This window comes from Streptomyces sp. Q6, assembly GCF_036967205.1.
GTDB classification, from domain to species: domain Bacteria; phylum Actinomycetota; class Actinomycetes; order Streptomycetales; family Streptomycetaceae; genus Streptomyces; species Streptomyces citrinus.
Genome location: NZ_CP146022.1, coordinates 1,949,451 through 1,969,725, shown reverse-complemented (window position 1 = coordinate 1,969,725; position 20,275 = coordinate 1,949,451). Strand labels below are relative to the sequence as shown.

Below are 20,275 nucleotides of genomic sequence, written 5' to 3'. Positions count from 1 at the left end.
CGGTAGGCGTGCAGCCCGGCACGGGTGAGGGGCATCCATCCGGAACGGCTGCCGCCCCTCACCCGCCCTGACGCCTCACCCCCGCAGGACGGCCTCCAGGGCGCCGACGAACCGCTCGCTCGTCGCCCGGTCCCGCACCGCGATCCGCACCCGGTCCGCCCCGAGCCCCGGGAACGTGTCGCCGCGCCGCACGGCGAACCCCGCCCCCGCAGCCGCTCCCGCACGGCGTGCGCGTCCGGCACCCGCACCAGCACGAACGGCCCCTCCGCGGGCCCGGTCACGGCCACCCCGTACGACCCCAACGCCTCCAGCAGGCCGACGAGGTACTCCCGGTCGGCCGCCACCGAGACGGCCGCCTCCGCGGCCTCCTCGACTCCCCGCACCGACACGCACGCCTGCGCCGCCACGAGCGCCGGCGACGACACCGGCCACAACGGCTGCGCCCGCTCCAGGGCCGCGATGATCTCCGGCTCGGCCAGCACGTACCCGATGCGCAGCCCGGCGAGACCCCAGGTCTTCGTCAGGCTCCGCAGCACCACGAGACCCGGTACGTCCGTCCGCCCGGCCAGCGACTCCCGCTCACCCGGCACCGCGTCCATGAACGCCTCGTCGACCACGAGCACCCGCCCGGGACGGGCGAGCCGCGCCACCGCACCGGCCGGATGCAGCACGGACGTCGGATTGGTCGGGTTCCCCACGACCATCAGGTCGGCGTCGTACGGCACGAGTCGCGGATCGAGCCGGAACCCGTCCTCCTCCCGCAGCAGCACCCGCCCCACCGCGTGCCCGGCGTCCGCCAACGCGGCTTCCGGCTCGGTGAACTGAGGGTGCACGACCACGGGTCGCCGCACCCTGAGCGCCCGCGCCAGCAGCACGAACGCCTCCGCCGCGCCGGACGTCAGGAGCACCCGCTCCACCGGCACCCCGTGCCGCGCCGCCACCGCCGCCCGCGCCGCCCGCCCGTCCGGATAGGTGGCGAGCCCGTCGAGCGACGACGCGATGTGCTCGCGCAGCCACTCCGGAGGCGTGCCGGTGCGCACGTTCACCGCGAGATCCGTCAACTTCTCGCCGTCGTCCCGTACTTCGGCGTCTCCGTGGTGCCGCAGATCCGGGCCGCCGACCGGGGCCGGCGCCGCGACGGGAGCCGCGAGGAGCACCTCCACCTCGGGGTGCGCCGCGCTCCACCCCTCCGCCTGCGCCGCGGCCCGGTCCACGACGCGCGCCTCGTACGCCTCGTACGCCTCGTACGGGAGGGTGACGATCCGTCGCGCGCCGAGTGCCGCGCACCGGTCGAGCCCCGACGGCACGTCGGGCGCCGCGCCCGACACGAAGGCGACCTCGACGCCCGCGAAGCCGCTGCCCTCCCACAACAGCCGCGCGGCGGCGCAGAGTTCGGCGTTCGCGGCGGGATCGGCGGCGCCGCGCCCCACGAGCAGCACCGTCACATCGGCCCGGTCGGCCGGTGTACGGCCACCGCCGCCCAGGACGTCGTCGAGCCGCTGCTCCAGGGCGGCGAGCAGGGCCGGGGCGGGTGTGTGCACAGGACGTGTCTCCTTGGGAGGAAGCCAGACAGAGAGGACCGGACAGAGGAACCGGACAAGGGACCAGGCAGAGGGGCCCGTAGAGGGGGCCGAGAGGACAGAGGGACCAGACAGAGGGGGCCCGAGAGGACAGAGGGGCCAGGCAAGAGGGGCGGGGAACCGAAAGAAACCCGGACGGGAAGCGCCGCCGCGCCGGAAGCTATCCGCTCCGTGCCACCGCACACGTCACCCGCCCCGGCCCCCCGCCCGCCCCCGGCGAGACCCGCTTCGGGACGAGCAGCACGCCCCCGAACGCGAGCGCCGCCGCCTCGGCGACGGACGGGGTGCCGACGGCCGCGCGGACCAGGTCCGAGGGTGCGGCACCGGCACGGCGACGAGCCGTGCCGCGTCGAACGCCACCAGTGGCGCACCGAGCAGCTGCGCCGCCCGCACGATCCCGGGCTCGTGCCGCTTGCCCTCGACCGTCGCGAACGCCACGACGTCCCCCGGCCCCGCCCCGGCCTCGGCCAGCACCGAACGGACCAGCCCGAGGACCTCCTCGGCGCTCACCCCGGCGCGGGCGCCGACACCGACGACCACGGCGTCCGGGTGGTGTCGGATGTGCGCCGGGACCGTCGGATGCGTTAGCAAGGGCCCATGGCGGTGTTCGTGGCGCTCGGCGCCTTTGTGATGACCCTGGTCGGCGGCTGGACCGCGAGGAGGGTCACCGACCGGCGCCATCTGGTGCTCGGGCTCGCGGGCGGGCTGATGCTCGGCGTGGTCGGCCTCGACCTGCTCCCTGAGGCGCTCGAAGCGGCGGGCGGCCCGGTCTTCGGGGTGCCCGCCGCGCTGCTGCTGTTCGTCGCCGGGTTCCTCGCCGCCCACGTCCTCGAACACCTCCTCGCCCAGCGCCAGGCCGCCCACGGCGCCGCCGAGCACGACGGCCGGGCCCCCGAGGTGGGCCTCACGGCGGCGTCGGCGATGGTCGGGCACAGCCTGATGGACGGCATGGCGATCGGCGCCGCGTTCCAGGTCGGCGGCGGCATGGGCCTCGCCGTGGCGCTCGCGGTGATCGCGCACGACTTCGCCGACGGCTTCAACACGTACACGATCACGCGGCTGTACGGGAACGCCCGCCGCAAGGCGATGATGATGCTCTTCGCCGACGCGGTGGCGCCCGTCGTGGGCGCGGCCTCGACGCTCCTGTTCACCATTCCGGAGCAATTGCTCGGCGGCTATCTGGGCTTCTTCGGCGGCGTGCTGCTCTATCTGGCCGCCGCGGAGATCCTGCCGGAGGCCCACCACGACCACCCGGCCCGCTCGACACTGGCGTGCACGGTCGCGGGCGCGGCGTTCATCTGGCTCGTGGTGGGCCTGGCCGGCTGAGCTCACGGGGTGCCGCACCGGTCCACGAGGCGCCGGGCGATGTCCGGCCTCGCCGCCCAGTGCGTGTGCAGATAGCTGGCGTGCACGCCCCCCTGCACGAAGCCCTCGACGCGCGGCGTCGGCAGCCGCATGCCCCACGCGGGCGTCGGCCCCGCACCCGGTTCGAGGACGGTGCGGTGGAACTCGTGCCCGCGCAGCCGGGCCCCGGCCGGGGCGAGCGCGCTGTCGGTCAGGGCGACCGCGTCCCGGTAGCCCAGGGTGAGGCGCCCCGACATCGTCGCGTCCGCGTCCAGGACCCCGCACATGTCCTTGCCGTCGAGCGAGCGGGACAGGTAGAGCAGGCCCGCGCATTCGGCCAGCACGGGGGCGCCCGAGCCCGCCAGCGCGGCGATGGACTTGCGGAGCTGTTCGTTGTCCGACAGTTCGGGGGCGTAGACCTCGGGGAAGCCGCCGCCGATCACCAGGGCCGCGGCGCCTTCCGGGAGCTGTTCGTCGTGCAGCGGGTCGAAGGGGACCACCTCGGCGCCCGCCGCCCGCAGGAGCTCGGTGTGTTCGGCGTAGGAGAAGGTGAAGGCCGCGCCGCCCGCCACCGCCACGATCGGCCGCGACGCGGTGACCGGCACCGCCGCCTCCGCTTCCGTCTCCGCGGGGCCGGCGCCCACGGCTGCGCGTCCAGTGGCGGAGCCGTCCTCGCCAGGGCCAGCAGGCCCTCCAGGTCGCAGCCCTCGCGCACCATCGCCGCCGCGGCCCGCACCGAGTCCACGGCCTCCGCGCTGCGCTCCGCCACCGGCACGAGGCCCAAGTGCCGTGACGGCGTGGCCACCTGAGGCGTCCGGCGCAGCGACCCGAACACCGGGACCCCGACCTCCTCCAGCGCCTCGCGCAGCACCTGCTCGTGCCGCTCGGAGCCCACCTTGTTCAGGATGACGCCCGCCAGCCGCACCTGCGGGTCGAACGACGCGAAGCCGTGCACGAGCGCCGCCACCGACCGCGACTGCGACGAGGCGTCCACGACGAGGACGACCGGCGCCTTCAGCAGCTTCGCCACATGCGCGGTCGAGGCGAGCTCACCCTCGCCCGACACTCCGTCGAAGAGGCCCATCACGCCTTCCACGACGGCGAGTTCACACCCGGCCGCGCCGTGCGCGAACAGCGGCGCGACCAGCTCGGGGCCGCACATGTACGCGTCGAGATTGCGGCCGGGACGCCCCGTCGCGAGCGCGTGGTAGCCCGGGTCGATGTAGTCGGGCCCGACCTTGTGCGGCGACACGGCGAGCCCGCGCTCGGCGAACGCGGCCATCAGGCCCGTCGCCACGGTCGTCTTGCCGGACCCGGACGCGGGCGCGGCGACGACGAGCCGGGGCACGTCGGTGGTCACCACTCGATGCCTCGCTGGCCCTTCTGACCCGTGTCCATCGGGTGCTTCACCTTCGACATGTCGGTCACCAGATCGGCGAACTCGACCAGTTTCTCCGGGGCGTTGCGCCCCGTGATGACCACGTGCTGCGTCCCCGGCCGGTCGCGCAGCACCTGCACGACCTCGTCGACGTCGATCCAGCCCCAGTGCATCGGGTACGCGAACTCGTCGAGCACGTACAGCTTGTACGTCTCGGCCGCCAGGTCGCGCTTGACCTGCTCCCAGCCCTCGCGCGCCTTCTCCTCGTTGTCGGCCTGCTCGTCCCGCTGCACCCAGGACCAGCCCTCGCCCATCTTGTGCCAGTCGACGGTGCCGCCCTCGCCGGAGGCGCCGAGCACCTTCAGCGCGTTCTCCTCGCCGACCTTCCACTTCGCCGACTTGACGAACTGGAACACCCCGATCGGCCATCCCTGGTTCCAGGCGCGCAGCGCCAGCCCGAAGGCCGCCGTCGACTTGCCCTTGCCGACGCCCGTGTGCACGAACACCAGCGGACGGTTGCGGCGCTGACGGGTCGTCAGCCCGTCGTCCGGTACGACACTCGGCTGTCCCTGCGGCATTAAGCGGCCCTCCTGGTGTGCTGCTGACTTCCCTGTACGTCCTTGACGAGACCGGCGATGGCGTCCGCCCGCAGCTCGTCCAACGTCACCGCCGTGCCCCCGAGATGGGTGGCGAGCTGCCCGGCGAGGCCGAGCCGCACCATGCCGCTCTCGCAGTCGACGACCACGGAGGCGATGCCCTCGGCGGCGTGCAGCCCGGCCGCCCGCCCGGCCAGCCTGACCGGCTCGGGGCCACCGGTGGCGCGCCCGTCGGTCACGACGACCATCAGCGGCCTGCGCGCCGGGTCCCGCAGCCGCTCCACCCGCAGCACCTCGTGCGCCGTGAGCAGCCCGGCCGCCAGCGGCGTACGCCCGCCGGTCGGCAGCGTCTCCAGGCGGGAAGCGGCCGCCTCCACGCTCGACGTCGGCGGCAGCGCGACCTCGGCCGCCGTGCCCCGGAACGTCACGAGCCCCACCTTGTCGCGCCGCTGGTAGGCATCGAGCAGCAGCGACAGGACGGCGCCCTTCACGGCACCCATCCGCTGCCGCGCCGCCATCGACCCCGACGCGTCGACCACGAACAGGACGAGGTTGCCCTCGCGCCCCTCGCGGGTCGCCTGCCGCAGGTCGTCGCGGCGCACCACGAGCCCGGGACCCGACCGACCGCGCGCCCGCTGGTGCGGCGCCGCGGCATGCACGGTCGCCGCCAGATGCAGCTTGGTCAGGGCACCTCGCGGGCGGGTGGCGCCCGTCGTGCGTCCGTGCGCGGTACGGGCCCGGGAGCGCCGCCCCGCCGCACCCTCGCCGAGACCCGGAACGCTCAGCATCTTCGTACGGAACGGCTCACCGGCGGAGACCGCCCGCTGCTCCCCGGCCCCGGCGGACGCGGGCGCGCCCGCGGGCGCCTCCTCGGGCTCGGGCGCCTCCTCGGGACCGTCGGCGCCGTCGGGGCGCTCGGGACCCTGCTCCGGCCCGGCCTGCGGAGGCAGCCCGCCGCCCCCGCCGTCAGGACCGGAACCACCGTCGTCGGGACCGTCGGGACCGTCCGGCTCGGGATCGGGCTCGTCGTCCGGCCCGAACTCGTCCAGCGTCTCGTCGAGCTTGTCCTCGTCGAGCCCCGGCGCGTCGAAGGGGTTGCGCCGCCTGCGGTGCGGCAGCGCGAGCAGCGCCGCCTGCCGCACGTCCTGCGCGAGCACGTCCGTGCGCCCCGCCCACGCGGCCAGCGCGGTCGCGGTACGGGCCATCACGATGTCGGCCCGCATCCCGTCGACCTCGAACGCGGCGCAGGTCGCGGCGATCTGCGTCAACGCCCCGTCGCCGAGCCGCACCTGGGGGAGCAGCTTCCGCGCGGCGACGATCCGGGCCCGTACGTCGTCCTCCTCGCCGGCCCACCGGGCGACGAAGCCCTCGGGGTCGTCGTCGTACGCGAGCCGTCGCTTGACGACCTCGACGCGCTGCGCGGGCTCCCGCGACGCGGCGACCTCCACGGTCAGACCGAACCGGTCCAGCAACTGCGGCCGCAGCTCGCCCTCCTCGGGGTTCATCGTCCCGACGAGCAGGAAACGGGCGGCGTGCCGTACGGAGACGCCCTCGCGCTCCACATAGGAGGCGCCCATGGCGGCCGCGTCGAGCAGCAGGTCGACCAGGTGGTCGTGGAGGAGGTTGACCTCGTCCACGTACAGGATCCCGCGGTGGGCGTCGGCCAGCAGCCCCGGCTCGAAGGCCTTCACGCCCTCGGCGAGCGCCCGCTCGATGTCGAGCGCGCCGACGAGCCGGTCCTCGGACGCGCCGACCGGCAACTCGACCATGCGCGCGGCCCGTCGGGCGCCGGGCGTGTCCGCGTGCGGCCCGTCGGGGCACTGCGGGTCGGGCGCCGCGGGGTCGCAGGAGAACCGGCACCCCGCGACCACGTCGACCGCGGGCACGAGCGCCGAAAGGGCCCGTACGGCGGTGGACTTGGCGGTCCCCTTCTCGCCGCGCACGAGCACACCGCCCACGGCGGGCGACACGGCGTTCAGGAGGAGGGCGAGCCGCAGATCGTCCTGACCGACGACGGCGGTGAAGGGATAAGGGGTGGCCATCAGCGGCAATCCTCCGTTGGGTCGAAGCGCCCCGACAGGGGCGCGAGGAACGGTGCGGACAACCCCACCGAACCCACACGTACAAACAGGCCACCGGGGGTCGGGGGGCGACTCCCCGCCCCCGCGCTCACGACGGCGCCCCGGGAGGAACGAACGGCAACCCGGCGGGCGCGCCCTCCTCGATCAACCGCCACAGCGCGTCCGTGTCGGCGTACCGCTCGACGAGATCCCCGAGCCGGTCGAGCTGCTCCTCCCGCAACGCCTCGAAGGACGTGTCCGGCGCGGGCACGAACCGCCGGCCGGCATCCCGGGCGACCTCCCGCAGGAACGCCCGCCGGAACCCGTCCGACTCGAGGGAGCCGTGCCAGTGCGTCCCCCAGACCGCCCCCACCCGGCACCCGTCCAGGAAACTCTCCCCGCCCAGGACCTCGGCGACCCCGTGATGGATCTCGTAGCCCTCGACGGGCTCACCCAGCGCGGCGCCGACCGGCCGTGCGAGGGTCTTCTCCACGGCGAACCGCACCCGTACGGGAAGCAGTCCGAGCCCGTCGACCACCCCGGCCCGCGACTCCACCTCGTCCTCGATGCGCTCACCGAGCAACTGGAAGCCGCCGCAGATGCCGAGCACGGGACGCCCCTCGGCGGCCCGTCGCGCCAACGCGTCCGCGAGCCCCCGCTCCCGCAGCCACGCCAGCGCCTTCACGGTCCCGCGCGTCCCCGGCACCACCACCAGATCCGCGTCGACGAGCTCCTCGGCCCGGTCCACGAACCGCACGACGACCCCCGGCTCCGCGGCCAGCGCGTCCACATCGGTGAAGTTCGACATCAGCGGCACGGCGCACACGGCGACCCGCAGCACGTCCTCGCCCACCGGCGGCGGCGCGTCCGACTCGCGCACGGTGCCCCGCAGCGAGACACGCAGACCGTCCTCCTCGTCGATGCCGAGACCGTGCTGAAAGGGGAGCACCCCGTAAGTGGGGCGCCCGGTCAGGGACTTGAGCATGTCCAGACCGGGCTCCAGAAGGCTCACGTCCCCCCGGAACTTGTTCACCAGATACCCGGCGAGCAGCTCCTGGTCCTCGGGAGCGAGCAGCGCCGTCGTACCGAAGAACGACGCGAAGACGCCACCCCGGTCGATGTCCCCGACGACGAGGACCGGCAGCCGCGCGGCGCGCGCGATGCCCATGTTGACGATGTCGGTGCGGCGCAGATTGATCTCGGCCGGCGACCCGGCCCCCTCGCAGATCACAGCGTCATGACTGCCCCGCAACTCCTCCAGGCACCCCACGACGGTGTCGAGCAGCGACGCCTGCCGGCTCCCGTGGTAGCCGCGGGCGCTCATCTCGCCCACCGGCTTGCCCATGAGCACGACCTGGCTGCTGCGGTCGCTGCCCGGCTTCAGCAGCACCGGATTCATCAGCGCGCTCGGCTCGACCCGCGCGGCCTGCGCCTGCATGGCCTGCGCGCGCCCGATCTCGGCGCCCTCGCGCGTCACGAACGAATTGAGGGACATGTTCTGCCCCTTGAACGGCGCGACCTTCACGCCCTGGCGCACCAGCCACCGGCAGATCCCGGCGGTCACGACACTCTTGCCCGCGTCGGAGGTCGTGCCCGCGACGAGCAGCCCTCCGCCCCGTCGGCCCGTCATCGCCGACCCCGCGACAGCACCCGAACACCCACACAGACTCCCCAAGCAGCCAGACCGACCCGCCGCGAAAGACGCGCGGCGCGTTCCACATCACGCACCTCGACCGGACGCCCCGGCGCGTTCAGGACAGGCCGGTGCTCGACCCTGCCCCCGTACGACAACGTGCCCCCGAGCCGCACCCCGAGCGCCCCCGCGAACGCGGCCTCGACGACCCCGGCGTTGGGGCTCGGATGCCGCCCCGCGTCCGCTCGCCACGCCCGTACGGCATCGCGCGGACGCCCCCCGGCCAGTACCGCGAGAGCGCCCGTCAGGCGAGCCCCCGGCCATCCGGCGACATCGTCGAGCCGCGCCGAGGCCCAGCCGAACCGTCGGTACCGCGCGGACTTGTGCCCGACCATCGCGTCCAGCGTGTTCACGGCACGGAAGGCGAGCAGCCCGGGGACGCCGCCCACGGCGCCCCACACCAGCGCGCCCACCACGGCGTCGGACGTGTTCTCGGCGACGGACTCCACGACGCCCCGGGCGATCCCGTCGGCGTCGAGCCCCTGCGGATCGCGCCCGCACAGCCGCGGCAGCAACTCCCGCGCCAGCTCCACGTCCCCGGCCTCCAGAGCGGACCCGACGGCCCGCGCCTCACGGCCCAGCGACGTCCCGCCCACCACGGCCCAGGTGGCGGCGGCGGTCAGCGCGACGGACGCGACGGGGAGCGGCGTACGGCACGGGAGGCGGCGGCGCCCACAGCGGCGGCACCACCGGCGCACACTACCGTGTGCAGCGCGCCCCACCCGCGATGGTCCCGCCACAGCCGACGCTCGACGGCGCCCGCCACCCGCCCGAACCCGGCGACGGGATGCCCACGACGCGGATCTCCGACCAGAAGGTCGCTCAACAGCCCGATGGCGGCCCCGTACGCGAAAACGCGCTCGGACCGCCCGGCCCCACGCAGGGCGAACATGGCGGTAGTTGTCCTCACTCAGGGTGTCCACGCCCTGGTTCGACGAGACCGGCAGAGAGAGTTCCTGGCTGGCCCTGCCGAAGCAGGACTCACAGTGGCGGGACCGCGCCGGATTCGCACCGGCTTCCTCAACTGCTGCCGTAAATGGCGGGGGAAGTCCATCACGCCCCGCGAACGGCAGTCAACTGCTGTTGACCAGGAGCGGGAGAGTGTGCGCAGCCCCACACCGCCTACCACGAAGAACGCGCCCACGGCGGGTCCCTCCGCCCGGTTCGTCCGTACGGGACCCACGACCGGGGCGGCGCTTGCGATCACGCTCCCGCGGCCGCTGCACTCGACGGGCAGACGGCCCTCCGGAATGTGTCCGGCGCCCCTCCGGCGACCACCCGCCGGGTGGCCAGGCCCGCCGCCCGCGCCGCCGACACAGCCCTGTGCGAGCTCCCTCGCCGCTACCCGGCCGACAGCCTCCGCGTCCTCCTGCCCCCGGACGTCGCACCACCGCGCGACGCACACACGGAACCGCCCTGCGCCTCCGGGTAGGCAGGCACAGGGCGGTTCAGGAACACGCGCGGCGGTGGGGCCGCGGTCACGCCACGATCAGAAAGATCCCGTACGCCACAGCCGCCGCACACGCCGCGAAGCACGCGTACGCACCGGACGTGGCGAGGGCGGCCGAGCCACCCTGCCGCGCCGCCGACTCCTTCTTGGTGAGGCCGACGATGCCCAGGGTGAACAGGCCCACCAGGGCCACGGTGACCACGAGGCTGACGCCGAAGACGGAGCCGAGGGCTGCCCAGTCGATCTTCATAGCTGGTCCTGCTTCCTTACAGCGTGGCGCCGGCCGGGCGCGCGGGGTCGGCAACGGCCGGGGCCGGAGCGGGGATCGTGCTCTTCACCTCGGAGGACTCCCCGGTGGCGAGCGTGCCCACCGGCGGCGGCGTGACCGCGGCGATCGCGGTCGTCACGACACCCGCGGGCTCCTCGACGGCACCGGAGACGGGCCCGGCACCGCGGATCTCGTCGTCGGTGACGTTCGTGTGGTCGATGGAGTTGCGGCGCGACAGCTTCCAGATGATGCCGGAGCCGATCACCAGCAGTGCGGCGGTGAGGCCGATGCCCCACGGACCCTGCTTGGTGAGGAACTCGGCGCCCGCGCCCACCAGACCGGCGGCCGGCAGCGTCAGACCCCAGGCGACGAACATCCGGGTCGCGGTCGACCAGCGGACCACGCCGCCCTTGCGGCCGAGGCCCGAGCCCATCACGGCGCCGGAGCAGACCTGGGTCGTGGAGAGCGAGAAGCCGATGTGCGAGGAGGCGAGGATCGCCGTCGCGGCACTGGTCTGCGCGGCGAAGCCCTGCTGCGGGGCGAGGTCGGTGAGGCCCTTGCCCATGGTGCGGATGATCCGCCAGCCGCCCAGGTACGTGCCCATCGCGATGGCCACACCGGCCGAGACGATGACCCACAGGGGCGGGTTGGCGCCGGGGTTCAGGACGCCGCCGGTGATCAGGGCGAGGGTGATGATGCCCATCGTCTTCTGCGCGTCGTTCGTGCCGTGCGCGAGGGAGACGAGGCCGGCCGAGGCGATCTGCCCGGCGCGGTAGCCCTTGGCGGTCGCCTTCTGGTCGGTCTTCTTGCTGATGCGGTAGGTCAGACGCGTGGCGAGCATCGCGGCGAGGCCGGCGACGATCGGCGCGGCGACCGCGGGCAGCAGCACCTTGGTGACGACGGTGCCGCCGTTCACCGACGACCAGCCCATCGACATGACCGCGGCGCCGATGAGGCCGCCGAACAGGGCGTGCGAGGAACTGGAGGGGAGGCCGACCAGCCAGGTCAGCAGATTCCAGAGGATGGCGCCTACGAGCGCCGCGAATATGACCTCGGTCTTGAGGCCGTCCTCATTGATGATGCCGCCGGAGATGGTCTTCGCGACCTCGACGGAGAGAAACGCTCCGACCAGGTTCAGCACGGCGGACATGGCCACCGCCGTCTTCGGCTTGAGGGCGCCTGTCGAGATGGTCGTCGCCATCGCGTTGGCGGTGTCGTGGAAACCGTTGGTGAAATCAAAAACCAGCGCGGTAACGATCACGATCGCAAGCAGGAGCGTGGCATCAAGTGCCATATCCGGGTATCCGTTTCAGGTTGCGTACGGAGGCGCTGGCCACGGCAGATTGCCGAAGCCTTCGTGAACGTACGGCTGCTCAGTGAACGGAAGGTGAACTGACGGGGGACCCCAAGCAACCTGCACGGAGAGCGATCGTGTGATCACACATACCCCTGTCACGGCGGGGGTCTCTTTGCGTCAGGAGACCCCTAGGCCACACCGGGCTGGAAGGCCGCTCTGTTGCAGTCCGTGAGCAACTGGGTGCAGGGCAACGACTTCGTGAAGCAGTGCGCGTAGGGCGCCTTTGAGAGGCATGTCACTACGGCCTATGAGGCCGGACTGAAGGCCGGCCGGAGCCAGGCTGGTTACCGGCTGACGAAGGAGAACGAGCGCCTGCGCAAGGAGCTGGCGCGCTACGAGAGCGAGGAGCCGTGAAGGACGACAGGTGCCCGATCTGCGGTGATCCGTATCCCTGCCTCAAGCACTGAGGCGACGTGAACAGACCTCAGAAACTGATCATTCTGGCCGCCCTCGTGGCGGCCTTCGTCATGTGCGGGGTGCCGCACTGGAGGTGAGACATGGGCGAGGAGATCGCCGACCGCATCCGCCTGGAACTGTTCCGCTGGAACTGGTGGCACACGGCGCTGGTCGCCGTCGGCGCCGGCATCGGAGTTCTGGCGGGGGCCCTGTGGGGCCGGGCGTGAACGTCCTCTTCGACGTGCGGCGGCCCTGGTGGCCGCAGCACGCATGCCAGGAGGAAGACCTTCCCCTCTTCTTCGCCGGGGGAGGCATGGCCAACCGCCGACCGGCGACCAAGACACAGGCCAAGCGGGACCAGGCCAAGGAGATCTGCGCCGGGTGCCCGGTCCTGATGCAGTGCCGCCGCGACACCACGGGCGAAGAGTTCGGGGTGTGGGGCGGACTGGACCAGTACCAGCGCTACCTGGCACGTCGGGCCCTGACGAAGAGGGCCAAGCACTGGACCACCGAGACCTGGCTGATGTGGGGCCGGGAGCTGCTAAAGCTCCGCGACCGGGGGGGGCGTCCCTCCGGGAGGTCATGACGCTGTCCGACGTCCTGCCCTCCCTGGCGTCGAAGCTGATCGATGAGGCCGAGAAGGACCGCGAGAGGGCCGCGCACGAGCGAGCCGCGGGGATCGTCGGTCTTCCTCTTCCCGAGCTGTCACCGCGGGCCCTGCGCCCGTTCCCGGACCGGCCGGGCCGCCGCCACGACCCGGACGCCCCGGGCTTCCCCGCACCCCTGATTGAGGAGTCATGATCCGCACCCTGATTCACCGCCTGGCCGAGCTGGCCACGTACCACTGCCGCTTCTGTTTCTGTGGCGCTCCGTTCGAGTCCGAGGCCGAGGGGCGGCCCATTCCCGGGCCGTCCACGGCGAGCAGTGACCTACCTCCCCAACTGCGACTGCGGCACCTGCTGTGAGTTCTGCGGCCACTACCCGGGCTGCATCCGTTTCGAGAACGTAGACAAGGGATCAGATGACTGACGTCACCACCGAGACCGTGGCCCCCTACGCCGAGGCGGAGGGTTGGGGCGACCACTCCACGGCGTACCCGGAGATGCCGAGCAACCCGCACAACCACCGCTTCACGATCAGCTTCGACGGACGCGGCCCGATGGTCGTGGTCCGCGGCAACATCGCGGGCGAGATCATCGCCGGCTTCCAGGAACTGGACGAGGCCGCGGCCGGCGCAGCCATGGGCAACTTCTGGGCGTCCATCAAGGCAGCTGCGGCCGTCGCCTCGGGCCTCGGGGCCAGCCCGGTTCCCCCGGTCGCCCCTGCTGTCCCTCAGGCCCCGCCGGTACCAGGCGCGGTGACCCCTCCGCCGTTCGGCCCGAACGTCTCCGTGCCGGGAGCCCCTGGCTTCCAGGGCAACCCGGGCTTCCCGTCGCCCCCTCCGGCCGGTGGTCAGCAGAACAGCCGCGGCCCACGGACTGGCCGCAGGTCTTCAAGATCGACGTGCCCATCACCGAATCCATAGCCCGGTGGAAGCCCGGCCTGCGGGCCGAGGAGTAGACGGGCCAGTAAGGGAGCACGGCATGCAGGACGACGCGAGGACCCGGGGGGACGAAGCGGGGAGTGGCTGCGGGAGCACTTCAAGGACGACCCGCGGCCCCGGGTGAGTATCGAGTGGGAGATCACTGAGTCCGACGACGCGGCATTCCGCGAAGTACTCTCCATCTTTTTCGGCCCGGACGAGAGTGAAATGGCGGCATAATACGGCCACTTGAGTGACCCCGGGGTGCTGCGAACACGCCCGGGGCCCGGACAGCCAAGGCTGACCGGCCAGTCGGAAAGGGACTGACATGAAGCAGGATCTCACGAGGGCTGTTGCCGTGGACACGGGACTGCCCAAGGCCACGAACGACGGAGTCAGGCGCGCGGCCCTTCTTCAGTCCATCGGTGCTGTGCTCCAGGTGGCCGGGCCCGGTCAACTCCGCGCTGTCGCCTACCTCCGGGTGTCGACGGAGGAGCAACTGAAGGGCTACGGCATCGATTACTCCGGCAAGCGCGTGGTGCGGCGCATCGCCGAGAGGGGGTGGGCGTTCGTCGGTGTCTACGCCGATGAAGGGCTGAGCGGCAGCCTGGAGGCGGAGGACAGGCCGGATCTCAAGCGTCTGATGGAGGATGCGCGCCAGGTACCCCGTCCGTTCGACATGGTGGGCGTCAATGAGGGCCGGGTGATCGGCCGCGTTGGCAGGGCATTCTGGCGCTGGGTGTGGGAGCTGGAAGACCTTGGCATCTACGTGCACGTGGTCAAGAAGAACTACGACAACTCGACTTCGGCCGGGCGCAGTCAGATGCGCAAGGACGCCGACTATGCCGAGGAAGAGCGCGAGAACATCCGCGACCGCACACAGGGCGGCCTTCAGGAGAAGGCCGAAGAGGGCGGATGGACCGGCGGGCGGCCGCCGTACGGCTACATGATCGAGAACAAGGGGCAGCGGGGGCTGTCCCGGCTGGCCCGTGACCCGCACGAGCACGGCATTCTCTGCCGGATGCTCGAACTCGTCGCGGAGCAGGGCAAGGACTGCGAACAGGTGGCCCTGGTTCTGAACGCGGAATCCGCGTGGACCCGCGAAGGTAAGCGCTGGACCAACAAGAACGTACTGAACAAGCTGAAGTCTGAAGCCGTGCAGAAGGCACAGGTGACCTTCCGCAAGCCGAAGAAGGCGAAGCTGGACCGAGACGGAAACCCCGTCTACGGCAAGTCGGTGGTTATCCCGCTGGAGCCCACCTTCAACGAGCAGCAGCTGAAGAAGCTGAACGAGGCCCTGGCCCGCGGCTCGGTGAAGCGGGACGCTGCCGGAGCCCCGTCCTATCCGTACTCGAAGCGCATCTTCGGCGCCTGCGGGAAGCACTATTCGGGCTTCCACGTGAAGGCCAAGGATCTGCGCGGTTACCGCTGTTCGGGAAAGCAGCCGAAGTATGCCGGCGCGGGCATCTGCTCGTGTGCACAGGTGAACGCAGACCTGATCGAGAAGGCCGTCTGGGACGACCTGGTCGGGATGCTGGGGGACGCGGAGAAGTTGAAGAAGCTCGCCGAGGAGTGGGTGGGCGTCGCCATGAACAGCAAGGTCAACCATGTTGACCGGATCAACGAACTGTCCCGCCAGATTGACGAGTTGAGCGACACGATCGACACGACACTCGTCGTAGCGGCCCGACAGGCGACCAAGCGCGGGCTCAAGGGAGCAGAGGCGGCCGAGGCCGCCGAGCGCACCGTGAAGCCACTGAATGAAGAGCTGGCCGTGCTGGAGAAGCAGAGGGCCGAGGTGCTGGCCTGGCAGGCTGAGACTGAGGCGGCGACCGAACGAGCCCGCGACCTCCAGGCGCTGGCTGCGGCTGCGAGCAACCGCCTGGAGAAGCTGAGCGAGCCCAAGAAGGCCCGCCTGATCGAACTTCTCGATGTCCGGGTGTACTTGAAGTCGACACCCGAGAAGACCCATCGGGGGCGGCCTGCCTCACTGCCCGAGTACGAGATCGGCGGGAAGCTGGAACCGAGGCTCCTTACGGAACGAAAGATGAACTGGGGCGGGCGCCTTGGTGACCCGATCCGGAGCGCCTGTGCTCCGCTTGACAGGAGGTGGCCGGACAGCCTCCGTTTCGGCGCGGCGACGGCCCGGCCCGATCCCCGGAATCCTGGGCTCCAGGGACCTTCGGCCGGGCCTTGCGACCCCCTTCGGGACTACCCCCGGGCGAACTTCCTGAGCTGCGCGAGGGACCCGTTGAAGAGATTCTGATCACCCGGCAGACGTCCGCCGTTGTCGTACTGCCAGAACGTCCAGTACCCCCACCCCGCAGGCAGCGCCCCCGCGCTCTCGTCGTAGCGCGCGAGCCACAGGGCGTGGTCGGCGGCGAAGGCCCGGCTGTTGCCGGTGCACTTCGCCCACCAGTGGTAGTTCGTGTAGATCACCGGGCGCCGCCCGGTCCTGCGCTTCACCTCGTCGCTGAAGGACTTGATCCACGACACGAGCCTGCCCCTGCTCATGCCGTAGCACTTCTTCGAGCCGTACGGGTTGTACTCGATGTCGAGCGCGGGCGGCAGCGTCCAGCCGTCCCGCGACCAGGCCCCGCCGTTGCGCACGAAGTACGAGGCCTGGGTCCTGCCCGACGACTGGTGGGGCAGGGCGAAGTGGTAGGCGCCGCGGATGACGCCGGCCCGCCGCGCGCCGTTGTACTGCTGCGCGAAGTACGGGTTCTTGTAGGTCGTCGACTCGGTCGCCTTCACGTAGACGAACCGGGCCCCCTTGCTCCGGGCCTTGCTCCAGTCGACGTTCTTCTGGTGCGAGGAGACGTCGTGCCCCCTCGGCTTTCCCGCCGCCTGCGCCGGTAGTTCCGCGAGCGCGGTGCCCCCCAGGGCCAGCGCGGCCACGGACGCCGCCGCGGCGATGCGGGCGCGGCGATGCGGCGGTTTGTTGTCACGAGCCATATTTCCCCCCGGATGGCGACGTGCATGACAAATCACCCAGAGAGTACTGGAAGATCAGAATGTGCCCGTCACCCCCAAGCCAATCGTTGCCGAAGGGGGATCTATGCCCATATGTGCACTCCCGGACGCCTGGCCTCCGCACTAACCTGCCCCGGTCCGCGAGGCCCCGCGGCTGGCAGGATGCGGGCCATGAAGGAACAGGGGCAGGCGCTGGCTCAGTCGCTCGACCGGGCATGGCAGGAACTGGTCGCGACGGCCCGCCGCACGGTCGCCGACGGTCTGGTCGTCGGCACCTCGGGCAACGTCTCCGTTCGCGTCGGCGAAGACATCGTCCTGGTGACGCCGAGCGGTGTCCCCTATGAACGGCTCGGCCCGCGCGATGTCGTCGCCGTCGACCTCGACGGCACGCGCCACGCCGGGTCCCTCGCCCCCACCAGCGAGCTGCCGATGCACCTCGCGATCTACCGGAACACGGACGCCCGCGCCGTCGTGCACACCCATGCCGTGCACGCCACGGCCGTTTCCACGCTCGTCCCCGAGCTCCCGCCCGTCCACTACATGACCGCGGCCCTCGGCGGCATCGTCCGCGTCGCCCCGTACGCGACCTACGGCACCGAGGAGTTGGCCGAGAACATGCTCACGGCGCTCGCCGACCGCACAGGTTGTCTCCTTCAGAACCACGGCACGGTCACATACGGAAACACTCTCTCCCAGGCCTACGACCGCACCGCCCAGCTGGAGTGGATGTGCCGCCTGTGGCTCACCGCCCACTCCGTCCCCGGCCTCACCCCCTCCCTCCTCACCGGCGAGCAGCTGGACGAGGTGGGGGAGCGGTTGCGCGGATACGGGCAGCAGGCCCCGCCGAGCTGATCCGGGCCCGGAGGCGTACGAGGGGCCTTCCCGAGCACCCGTACGGGGACCCGTCCGCCGCGAGGAGGCCCCGTGAGAAGAACCCGTACGGCAATCGCACCCCGCCCTGCACGGGCGTCACTCGCATCCTCCGTCCCGCTGGCCGCGGCGCGCCGGGCCCACGACACTGGACGGGTGCGCACCGCCAGAGCGACGGCCGCTGCCGTCACCGCCGTCCTAGGGGCCTCGGCCGCCGCGATCGCCGCCGGCCGGCTGGCCAGCGACGCCGCGCTCAAGGCGCCCGCTGGACGCCCCCTGCCCACCGAACCCCGACTCACCGTCCACGCCACCGCCGCGGGCCAGATCACCCTGACCCGCGACCTGGCCTCGCAGCGCCCCGGCACGTACGGGCTCGCGGGCGACGGCTACCACGCGGTGGTCGGACCCGTCATCGAGTCGGCCCCGCACGCCGCGGACACCGTCGTGCGCCGCCTGGAGCGGGTCACCCACGGCACCCTGGAACCCGGCGCGAAGGCCTGGTTCACGCCTCAGCTGCACATCGGCGACCCCAAGTCCGCGCTCGGCCTCGACCACGCCGACGTGGACGTCCCCGGTGAACTCGGGGCGCTGCCCGCCTGGTTCCTGCCGGGCGTCCGCGACACCTGGGTGATCACCGTCCACGGCCTCGGCACCACCCGTGAGCACCCCATGAACCTCATGGGGTTCCTGCACCATCACCGTTTCCCGGTGCTCGACGTCGCCTACCGCGGCGACCTGGGCGCGCCCCGCTCCCCGGACGGCCTCGGCCATCTCGGCGCGACAGAGTGGCGCGACCTGGACGCGGCGATCCGTTATGCCGTGCGTTACGGGGCTCGCCACGTCATCCTGCACGGCTGGTCCACCGGCGCCGCCATGGCCCTGCACGCCGCGGCGCACTCCGCGCTGCGCGACCGCATCAAGGGCCTGGTCCTCGACTCCCCGGTGCTCAGCTGGGAGGCGACGCTGCGCGCCCTGGCCGGCGCCCGCCGCACCCCTTCGGCGCTGCTCCCGCTCGCGGTCCGTGCCGCCCAGGGCCGCACCGCACTCGGCGTCGGCAGCTTCGCCGAGGCCGCCGACCCGGCCGCCCTCGGCGTCCCCACGCTCCTCGTGCACGGCCCCGACGACGAGGTGGCGCCCTGGGCGCTCTCCCGCAGGCTCGCCGAGCGGCGCCCGCAGTCGATCAGCCTGCACACCGTCGACGGTGCCCCGCACGGCGCGATGTGGAACGCGGACCCGGAGGGCTACGAAGAGGCGCTGCGGCGCTTCCTGACCCCCCTGATGTGAGCCTCGTGAGAGCGGTCGGCTCGTGGTGCGGGAAGTGCCACGAACCGCGAGCCGAACCCCGAACACAGGGCCGCGTTTGGGAATTCACGGGGTCACCCTGGAGACTGCTCCGGTGACGTCCCGTACTCCGCGCGACTCCAGGCTCCGACTTGTCCGCCCGCGCCGCCAGCCCCTGGCGGCCCCGGCCCCAGGCCCGCGGCCCAGCGTCGCCCCGCGCCCCGCCCGCCCGAGGGCACCCCGCCCCCGTCGGAGCTGGCCGGCACCGCCCGCCGGTGTCTGGCGGCCGCCGTCCGCGTCGCCCGCTGGGCCGACGCCGCCCTGAGCCCCGGCAACAACATGGCCGCCGGGGACGGGCTCGGCACCCTTTCCGACGCCACCGCGCGCCGCGCCGCCGACGACCTCGCCCTCACGGTGGCCCAGGTCCGCGCCGACTGGGACACCGCGCGCCTGGCGGGCCTCGTCGAGGTGCACGGCGACAGCGCGCGCCCCGGCTGGCGCCTGCGCGCCTGGGACCGCGACGACACGGCCGTGCTGCGCGGCTGGGTCGCCCTGTTCGACGCCTGGTCCCTCGTGCACCCCGCGCCGGACTCGCTGGAGCCCGCCGCGGTGGCCGAAGTCGTGGAAGCCGTACCGCAGTTGCTGTCCTTCCTCCAGCTGATGGCGGGTCCGGTCGCGGTCAGCCAGCTGCTGGACCTGCTGGACCAGCGCGTCGCCGAACTCCGCACGGAGCGCTGCGAGATCCCCTTCGGACCGCAGCCGGAACCGGTACCGCCGCAGGACACCCCGCTCCTCCCGCTCCTCGACTGGGCGCTGAACGGCCTCGCCTCGGTCAGCGCGCTCACGTACGCCGAAGGGCACGCCACGCTGACTCCGCTGGGCAGTTGGGCGGTCTGGGTCAAGCTGGAGCAGATCTGTGTCGCCGCCCAGTCCCCGGCCGGGAACATCGAGGTGTCCGCCGAGGACATGCTGCGCGGCTGCGCGCGGCTGCGGCCGAACGCGGCCCGCTCCGAGTACCGTGCCTGGCTCGCCGCCCGTGACGTCGGTACCGCCGTCACCGAACTCGTCGACGCGGCCGGCGGTGAGGACGCCCTGCTGCGCGGCCTCGCCTTCGAGGCGTTGCGGGTCGTCGGCGCCCCCGCCGAACCCGAGGTCCGCCGCGCCGCCGACGACCCGGGCCTGCGCCCCTACGCCCTGCTGTGGCTCGCCGAGTACGAGGGCGCGGACCCCGAGGACGTCCACACGGTGCTCACCCGCGAGGAGGCGACGTGGCTGTGGGTCGACACCGCCGCCGCCGTCGCCGACCACGGTGAAGCCCCGCTGCTGGTGCGGCACTTGGAGTCCGCGGTGCAGCCCACGGTGCCCGCGCTGATCGAGGAGGTCCGCGCCGTCGGGCACCCCCGTACGGTCCAGGTCCTGGTCGCCCTCGCCGCCGCCCACCCGGACCCGGCGCTCGCGAAGGCGGTCCGCCGCGCGGCCTTCCAGGTGCACACCGGCGGGGCCTAGG

16 protein-coding genes, 5 pseudogenes and 1 riboswitch are annotated in these 20,275 nt (G+C 72.5%); of the genes and pseudogenes, 10 read left to right on the top strand and 11 right to left on the bottom strand.

Features of this window, described 5'->3' with window-relative positions; all coding sequences use genetic code 11:
- Nucleotides 1–75 precede the first annotated feature (75 nt).
- From cobC to V2W30_RS09220, 3 pseudogenes are all read right to left on the bottom strand, one after another.
- A pseudogene (gene cobC / locus V2W30_RS09230) lies at nucleotides 76–1,157 on the bottom strand (Rv2231c family pyridoxal phosphate-dependent protein CobC).
- 39 nt (nucleotides 1,158–1,196) lie between these two features.
- Nucleotides 1,197–1,430, bottom strand: a pseudogene (locus V2W30_RS09225) (CbiX/SirB N-terminal domain-containing protein); the annotation flags it as partial.
- Between the two features lie 310 nt (nucleotides 1,431–1,740).
- Nucleotides 1,741–2,261 (bottom strand): annotated as a pseudogene (locus V2W30_RS09220) (cobalamin biosynthesis protein).
- On the opposite strand from V2W30_RS09220, the gene V2W30_RS09215 reads away from it, so the two are divergent.
- The gene (locus tag V2W30_RS09215) at nucleotides 2,178–2,906 is read left to right on the top strand and encodes a ZIP family metal transporter (protein ID WP_338695177.1); all 729 of its coding nucleotides are present in this window, start codon (nucleotides 2,178–2,180) and stop codon (nucleotides 2,904–2,906) included. The pseudogene V2W30_RS09220 and the gene V2W30_RS09215 overlap by 84 nt on opposite strands.
- 2 nt (nucleotides 2,907–2,908) lie before the next feature.
- Here V2W30_RS09215 and V2W30_RS09210 read toward each other — a convergent pair.
- From V2W30_RS09210 to V2W30_RS09180, 7 genes and pseudogenes are all read right to left on the bottom strand, one after another.
- A pseudogene (locus V2W30_RS09210) lies at nucleotides 2,909–4,284 on the bottom strand (cobyrinate a,c-diamide synthase).
- Nucleotides 4,281–4,880, bottom strand: coding sequence for a cob(I)yrinic acid a,c-diamide adenosyltransferase (gene cobO / locus V2W30_RS09205; protein WP_338695175.1), 600 nt, complete (start codon nucleotides 4,878–4,880; stop codon nucleotides 4,281–4,283). Before cobO ends, V2W30_RS09210 begins: the two are co-directional and overlap by 4 nt.
- Complete coding sequence (locus V2W30_RS09200) at nucleotides 4,880–6,940, bottom strand: putative cobaltochelatase (RefSeq protein ID WP_338695173.1); 2,061 nt, start codon at nucleotides 6,938–6,940, stop codon at nucleotides 4,880–4,882. Before V2W30_RS09200 ends, cobO begins: the two co-directional genes overlap by 1 nt.
- Before the next feature lie 127 nt (nucleotides 6,941–7,067).
- Nucleotides 7,068–8,588, bottom strand: a complete 1,521-nt coding sequence (locus tag V2W30_RS09195; RefSeq protein ID WP_338695171.1) for a cobyric acid synthase — start codon at nucleotides 8,586–8,588, stop codon at nucleotides 7,068–7,070.
- Nucleotides 8,585–9,543, bottom strand: a pseudogene (locus V2W30_RS09190) (cobalamin biosynthesis protein). Before V2W30_RS09190 ends, V2W30_RS09195 begins: the two are co-directional and overlap by 4 nt.
- Nucleotides 9,544–9,601: 58 nt before the next feature.
- Nucleotides 9,602–9,673, bottom strand: a riboswitch (cobalamin riboswitch).
- A 456-nt stretch (nucleotides 9,674–10,129) separates the two neighbouring features.
- The gene (locus V2W30_RS09185; RefSeq protein ID WP_338695169.1) at nucleotides 10,130–10,351 is read right to left on the bottom strand and encodes a hypothetical protein; all 222 of its coding nucleotides are present in this window, start codon (nucleotides 10,349–10,351) and stop codon (nucleotides 10,130–10,132) included.
- A gap of 16 nt (nucleotides 10,352–10,367) precedes the next feature.
- Entirely contained in the window at nucleotides 10,368–11,663 is a 1,296-nt protein-coding gene (locus V2W30_RS09180) for an inorganic phosphate transporter (protein ID WP_338695167.1), read from the bottom strand.
- Nucleotides 11,664–12,223: 560 nt separating this feature from the next.
- Between V2W30_RS09180 and V2W30_RS09175 the strand changes: the two genes are divergently transcribed.
- The 6 genes from V2W30_RS09175 (at nucleotide 12,224) to V2W30_RS09150 (ending at nucleotide 15,910) form a co-directional block, all read left to right on the top strand.
- Nucleotides 12,224–12,349, top strand: a complete 126-nt coding sequence (locus V2W30_RS09175) for a hypothetical protein (protein WP_338695166.1) — start codon at nucleotides 12,224–12,226, stop codon at nucleotides 12,347–12,349.
- A complete protein-coding gene (locus V2W30_RS09170; protein WP_338695164.1) occupies nucleotides 12,334–12,708 on the top strand; it encodes a WhiB family transcriptional regulator in 375 nt (124 codons plus the stop codon). Before V2W30_RS09175 ends, V2W30_RS09170 begins: the two co-directional genes overlap by 16 nt.
- A complete protein-coding gene (locus V2W30_RS09165; RefSeq protein ID WP_338695163.1) occupies nucleotides 12,705–12,923 on the top strand; it encodes a hypothetical protein in 219 nt (72 codons plus the stop codon). Before V2W30_RS09170 ends, V2W30_RS09165 begins: the two co-directional genes overlap by 4 nt.
- The gene (locus V2W30_RS09160) at nucleotides 12,920–13,087 is read left to right on the top strand and encodes a hypothetical protein (RefSeq protein WP_338695161.1); all 168 of its coding nucleotides are present in this window, start codon (nucleotides 12,920–12,922) and stop codon (nucleotides 13,085–13,087) included. The genes V2W30_RS09165 and V2W30_RS09160 overlap by 4 nt, the downstream gene beginning before the upstream one ends.
- A 56-nt stretch (nucleotides 13,088–13,143) precedes the next feature.
- On the top strand, nucleotides 13,144–13,647 hold the full coding sequence (locus V2W30_RS09155; RefSeq protein ID WP_338695159.1) for a hypothetical protein: 504 nt from the start codon (nucleotides 13,144–13,146) through the stop codon (nucleotides 13,645–13,647).
- A 325-nt stretch (nucleotides 13,648–13,972) separates the two neighbouring features.
- Entirely contained in the window at nucleotides 13,973–15,910 is a 1,938-nt protein-coding gene (locus tag V2W30_RS09150; protein ID WP_338695157.1) for a recombinase family protein, read from the top strand.
- Here the strand turns inward: V2W30_RS09150 and V2W30_RS09145 are convergent.
- Nucleotides 15,856–16,599, bottom strand: a complete 744-nt coding sequence (locus tag V2W30_RS09145) for a lysozyme (protein ID WP_338695156.1) — start codon at nucleotides 16,597–16,599, stop codon at nucleotides 15,856–15,858. The genes V2W30_RS09150 and V2W30_RS09145 overlap by 55 nt on opposite strands.
- Before the next feature lie 189 nt (nucleotides 16,600–16,788).
- On the opposite strand from V2W30_RS09145, the gene V2W30_RS09140 reads away from it, so the two are divergent.
- From V2W30_RS09140 to V2W30_RS09130, 3 genes are all read left to right on the top strand, one after another.
- Complete coding sequence (locus V2W30_RS09140) at nucleotides 16,789–17,469, top strand: class II aldolase/adducin family protein (RefSeq protein WP_338695155.1); 681 nt, start codon at nucleotides 16,789–16,791, stop codon at nucleotides 17,467–17,469.
- 174 nt (nucleotides 17,470–17,643) lie between these two features.
- Nucleotides 17,644–18,771 (top strand): alpha/beta hydrolase, encoded by a 1,128-nt coding sequence (locus V2W30_RS09135; protein ID WP_338695154.1) that lies wholly within the window; start codon nucleotides 17,644–17,646, stop codon nucleotides 18,769–18,771.
- Nucleotides 18,772–19,107: 336 nt separating this feature from the next.
- Nucleotides 19,108–20,274: a hypothetical protein gene (locus tag V2W30_RS09130; protein ID WP_338695152.1), complete on the top strand. Its 1,167-nt coding sequence runs from the start codon at nucleotides 19,108–19,110 to the stop codon at nucleotides 20,272–20,274.
- Nucleotide 20,275: the final 1 nt, after the last annotated feature.